General features: G+C 43.1%; 3 protein-coding genes. 1 reads left to right on the forward strand and 2 read right to left on the reverse strand.

Going from position 1 to position 5,996, the window contains the following annotated elements; translation table 11 throughout:
• Positions 1–82: 82 nt before the first annotated feature.
• Complete coding sequence (locus WKF69_RS18215) at positions 83–3,259, reverse strand: TonB-dependent receptor (RefSeq protein WP_340383768.1); 3,177 nt, start codon at positions 3,257–3,259, stop codon at positions 83–85.
• Between the two features lie 299 nt (positions 3,260–3,558).
• Positions 3,559–4,077 (reverse strand): acyl-CoA thioesterase, encoded by a 519-nt coding sequence (locus WKF69_RS18220; protein WP_340383770.1) that lies wholly within the window; start codon positions 4,075–4,077, stop codon positions 3,559–3,561.
• A 245-nt stretch (positions 4,078–4,322) separates the two neighbouring features.
• Here WKF69_RS18220 and WKF69_RS18225 point away from each other — a divergent pair, with 245 nt between their 5' ends.
• Positions 4,323–5,741, forward strand: a complete 1,419-nt coding sequence (locus WKF69_RS18225; RefSeq protein WP_340383772.1) for a sulfatase — start codon at positions 4,323–4,325, stop codon at positions 5,739–5,741.
• Positions 5,742–5,996: the final 255 nt, after the last annotated feature.

A 5,996-nucleotide genomic window follows, 5' to 3' on the forward strand; every position in this document is an offset into this window, starting at 1 on the left:
ATAAGGCTTATGAATAAAATTTTTGTATTAAGTTTCATTTCAATTATATTTTTTTGGCTGAGTACATGAATTTGAACAGCTGTTAAAACGTAAGATTGACAGCAACAGAATAAGATTTGTTAATAGGATAGAGATTGTTGGAGTCCGACTGTTTTTCCGGATCAAGCCCCCTGAAAGAGGAAATAGTCCCGAGGTTTTCTGCCGATCCTGCAATTCTTAGACTACTTGCGCCCGCACGTTTCAGTAATTTGGAAGGCACGGTATAACCCACCTGAATATTCTTTAAACGCAGATAAGTCATATCATCCAGCCAAAATGTGGTGGTTTCACGGTTAGCACCATTTCCGCCCAGACGCGGCCATGCACCGTCGCGGTTCTCAACCGACCATGGGTTATTATAATGATCAACGGTGGAAGCATAGCGTGAATTTCCAAAGTTCATGTTATTGTAAGCGTTAATCCAGAAATCCTTGCGGCCCGTAGCACCTGACAATAGTACAGAAAGGTCCAGGCCTTTCCAGGCGACATTTCCGTTAAAGGCAAAGTAAGTGCTCGGGCGGTCTTCCTGCGCTCCATCGTACGCTTTCCTGTCGTTACCGTCAATACGGCCATCCCCGTTTAAATCCTCGCGAAGAAGATCTCCGGGAGCAGCTCCTTGTGGTGTAGCATTATATACATCCTGCCAGGTTTGGGCGATGCCTTTGTCCTGGTAGGCGTATACAAAACGGTAAGGCATATTCAGGAATGTACTGCCGCGACCTAAAAACTGGTTCCATTTTTCCAGGTTTGTTCTGTTGTAGGAAGCATTTACATTTAAACCGTAAAAGAAGTTGCCCACTTTATCTTTCCATCCAAGGTCTAATTCCACTCCCTGGTTTCTCAGGTTACCAATATTGGTTCTCGGAGGAGGGCTGTAAGCACCGGTAAGAAGAATAGAAAACTCAGAAGGCCGGTTCATCCCGGTTGTTAAGCGATCGTAGTAATCTAAGGTTGCACTCAATCTACTGTTCATAAAGGCCAGATCCAGACCCGCATTGAAGACGGTAGTTGTCTCCCAGGATAGGAAAGGATTAATTAATTTGCTATTTACAAATCCTTTCTGAACATTCGACCCTGTTACATAGTTTAAGGTATTGAGTGTCTCTTGCTGCTCAAAGCGTCCTACACCACTGTTATTTCCCAGACTTCCGTAACTGAACCTCAGCTTACCGCTGTTCATAAATTTATTGGTAAACTGATTAATGAAACTCTCCTCGGTAAAACGCCATCCTAAACCTGCCGAAGGAAAGTAGCCATACTGACTTCCTTCAACAAATTTCGAAGACCCGTCTGCCCGTATGCTCGCTTCAAACAGATACTTATTAAATGCGGTATAATTTATCCGGGTGATGTAAGATCGCAAGCCTTCCGTGCTGGAATTACCGCCGGTAGACTGAATATCTGTGAGCGCAGCGTCAACTTCCTTCAAGGAAGGGTGCAGGCGGTCATTCCTGGAGCTGCCCTGAAAACGATCTTTCCAGTATTCTTCACTATAAACCAATAAGCCACTAAGGTCATGGTTTTTCCCAAAACTTCGCGTGTAGTTTATACTCCCGTTCAGTAAAGTCTTAAAGCCGGTGTTGGTTTGATTGGAAACCCCGGCATTGTTGCCGACGTATATCCGGCTACCAAAAGACGAACTCTGGAAATTATACGCCTGATTAGGAGTAGGCGCATTCAAGCGAAACTGGTTATAATAAGTAAGCGCATAATCAACACGGGCTGTCAGTCCTTTTATAGGCGCCCAGTCGTAATAAAAACTGCTGTTTATTTCCTGGCGATTGTTTTGATTCTGATTATTTACATAGAGCGTATACGGATTGTAGGCCTGAGGATCTTCGCCATAAGCCATAACTCCGCCAAAATAGCCTGTTTTAGGATCATAAGGCAAGATGCCTGCAATAGCATACTGCATATCCGTGCCTGCGGTATTTGTAGGGTCGGGATCGGTAAACCCTTCAGATAATGCGAAAGTAAAATCAGACCAGTTACCATTAAACCGTACACCAACGTTCATATTACTCTTAACCTTCGAGTCGAAATTGAAACGCGCATTGTACTGCTTATAATCGTTATTGATCTGTAAACCCTTTTCATCTTTCATTCCAACGGAAGCGAAGAAATTAGATGCGTCACTACCGCCGGATGCAGATACGTTATGATTTTGAAACGTTCCATTTCTCATAATTACATCCCACCAGTCGGTATTGGGGTAACGCAGCGGATCAACCATTCCCAGTGCCATCCATTGATCGATGGTGCCGTTTCTAAAGGTTTGGCTGCCTGGAAGTGTATTTACGGCAGCCCTGCGCTGGTGAAGAGTTAAAGCTCTTGGGTAATCGGCCATAAACTCCATAGCCCGGGTTGGTGTGGTGAGGGAGGTGTTGCCGGTATAATTCAAGGTTGTTTTATTTTGCCCTTTACCGGTCTTGGTAGTGATCAGGATAACCCCATTGGCAGCTCTGGAACCATAAACAGCGGCAGATGTCGCATCCTTTAATACAGAAATGGTTTCAATATCATTGATGTTAATTCTGTTAATATCCACATCCGGCATTCCGTCGACAACAATCAGCGGGCTGGCATTATTTACGGTACCTAATCCCCTGATGATTAAACTAGCTCTGTTATTACCTGCCATACCCGAAGACTGAACAGCCGCAAGGCCCGGTACCAGTCCTGTTAATCCGGATGAAATATTAGGCAGGGCTCTGCTTGTAAGCTTCTCATCAACGGTAACGGCAGCAACAGCTCCGACCAGATTGACTTTTTTCTGCTTTCCATATCCGATAACCACAACCTCGCCAAGTAAGGCGGCATCTTCGAGAAGTGTCACATTAATGACCGTCCGATTGTTAACAGCAATTTCCTGGCTTGTGTATCCAATGGATGAAAACACCAGGGTACTGTTGGGATCGGTCAGGGTCAAGGTAAAATTACCATTGACATCCGTACTTACGCCCAGGGCAGTGCCTTTAACTTTAACACTTGCTCCAATGAGCGTTTCGCCTTTAGAATCTTTGACCTGCCCTCTCACCACGATATCAGCACGTTTTGCTGAAGCGGCTATGGTCCTGGATGAAGACTTCAACTTTTCCCTGATATCTGCTGCGCTGACTTGCAGGGATGCAGCAATGATGATTAGGGTGGTCAGACGCGTGATAGCCCCTACTTTACGGGAACTCGGTGCACCCAATTTTAGTAAATGATTTTTATGCATTTGCTGAGTTTGGTTATAGCAAAATACCATCGACCCGGAGTATTTGCTGATGAATGTTTGAGATTTTAGAATTGAATGCCCAACAGAAAGCAGAAATGCTTTCGGCTTATCTGGTTCTTAGGAGATTTAGCTTTTCGTTCGTAGAATTTTATACATAGTTCATAGGTTAATTTGATACTTAGTTGAGATTGTATATCCTGTCTTAGAAGCAATCAATATAATTATCTAATATATGTAAAAAATAAAGGGAGATGGAAAGGAAAAATAATTTTTCGGAGGTAGGAGGTAGGATTCAGATTCTACTCCGAAAATAATGCTTTCAGTTCCGTTGCATCTTTTGCTTTCATTCTGCCGGCGAGAACGAGGCGCAGTTGACGGCGTCGTAGAGCTCCATCGAATAATGTTTGTTCATCCTCGGTTTCAGGCTTTATAGCCGGAACAGGTATAGTTTTGCTGTTTTGATCAATCGCCACAAAAGTGTAATAGGCTTCATTTGATTTGACGCGGGATCCTGAGGGGATATTCTCCGCCCATACAGAAAGCCTTACTTCAACAGAGGTAGTAAACGCACGGGTAACCTGCGCCTCGATAGTGATCACATCTCCCAGTTTAATAGGATGCTGAAAGGAAACGTTATCCACAGATGCAGTAACAACTATATTATTACAGTGTTTTTGCGCTGAAATGGCTGCTGCGATATCCATCCAGTGCAGCAATCTACCTCCCATTAAGTTATTAAGTGTATTGGTATCATTGGGGAGAACCAGCTCATTCATGATAGTGAAGGAGATTTTTGGATTTTTGGCGGGGATGGACATGGGGTAAAGATAATACTTTGGACGTGTTCTTTACTGCAGAGGGTGTAGTTCGCAAAGGGAAAAACAGACGCCTTAACCTCGCTGGCCAAAGGGATTCTTTCGGAGCGGGGAATTCAAAGGGGTGGTACTTTACGACATTTGTTATGTACCCCAATAGTTATTTTATTTATTTATAATAATTCTTACATTGTCATTTGAATAAGATTTCGAATCTTAAAATTCAATAATGAAAACATCGCCATAGAATGAAAAAAAGGTGTGAATGCATTGATTATTACCTTGTATGGGTAATCATGATTGCCATATTTGTTTTGCATATTGGAACAGAACCCCTTTATGCACAATCAGCTGCTAAAAAAAAATACAATGTGCTTTTTATAGCCGTTGATGATTTGAACACGGACATTGGGTGCTATGGCCATCCTTTAGTGAAAACCCCAAATATTGACGCCCTGGCTAAACGGGGGATTCGATTTAGCAGAGCTTACTGCCAGTTTCCTCTGTGTAATCCAAGCAGATCTTCCCTGCTTACGGGCTTAAATCCCGATGTGACAAGGGTTTTTAACAATACTACATTTATCCGGGAAAATATCCCTGATGTTGTAACAATCCCGCAGTTATTTAAAAATAATGGCTACTATTCCGCCAGGGTTGGAAAAGTTTTTCACTATGGGGTACCCGGCGATATTGGAACAAACGGGATGGATGATTCCATTTCATGGGTTCAAAGGATTAATCCAAAAGGAAGAGACAAGGCGGAAGAAAATAAGATAACAAATTTAATTCCAGGCCGTGCCCTTGGTTCTACCCTGGCCTACCTTACTGCAGAGGGAAATGATGAAGAACAAACAGATGGAAAAGTAGCTACTGAAGCCATAAAATTGATGCAGCAAAATAAAAATGAGCCATTTTTTCTTACCGTAGGTTTTTTCAGACCTCATTCCCCTTATGTGGCGCCTGAAAAGTATTTCGACAAATATCCATTAGATAAAATTGTATTGCCGCAGGAGCCTGCCAATGATCTGGAGGATATCCCTGAGGCAGCGTTTTTTACAAAACCTGCTAACTGGGGTTTGAGTGCAACTAAACGGAAAGAAGCTATCAGGGCTTATTTTGCATCTATCTCTTTTATGGATGCACAGGTTGGAAGGGTGTTGGATGCTTTGGATAAATTAAAGCTGGGAGATAAAACCATAATAGTGTTTTGGAGTGATCATGGTTACAATCTGGGAGAGCACGGACAATGGATGAAACAGAGTCTTTTCGAAAAAGCTGCCAGGGTGCCTTTACTCATTTCAGTGCCGGGAGGATTGAAAGGAAAAGTATCCGGACGCACAGTGGAACTTGTAGATTTGTACCCCACATTGGCAGAGCTGTGTAATTTACCTGTAACCCAAAAACTTTCGGGAAAAAGTTTAAAACCGCTGTTACTGAACCCTGATGCCAAATGGGACAGGCCAGCTTACACGCAATTAGTGCGCGGGAAATTTAGTGGCCGAAGTATACGGACAGAACGCTGGCGATATACTGAATGGGATGGAGGAAAAGCAGGAATGGAATTGTATGATGAAGTAAATGATCCGGGTGAAATCAACAACCTGGCAAAAAAACCAATGTTTGCCGCAACCGTAAAAGAGCTTTCGGAATTATTAGCGAAAAGATGATTTTACGCGGGAACCGGATGGAATATTCTCTGCCCATACAGAAAGCCTTAAAGGTTGCAAAGGTTTCGCGCAGAGTATCATATATGGAGAATTCATATGTATTATACAAAAACAACTTACTGATGGGTCGTTGAAACCACGGAGTCCACGGAGGAAAAACCTGCCTACAGGCAGGCACGGAGAGCAGGAAGCCTAGTGATTCTGACTTGTCCTGACATAGGTTGACAAAAAACAAGGTCAACGATGAATAGAAAT

The sequence above is a fragment of the Daejeonella sp. genome (assembly GCF_037719425.1).
Classification (GTDB): Bacteria; Bacteroidota; Bacteroidia; order Sphingobacteriales; family Sphingobacteriaceae; genus Daejeonella.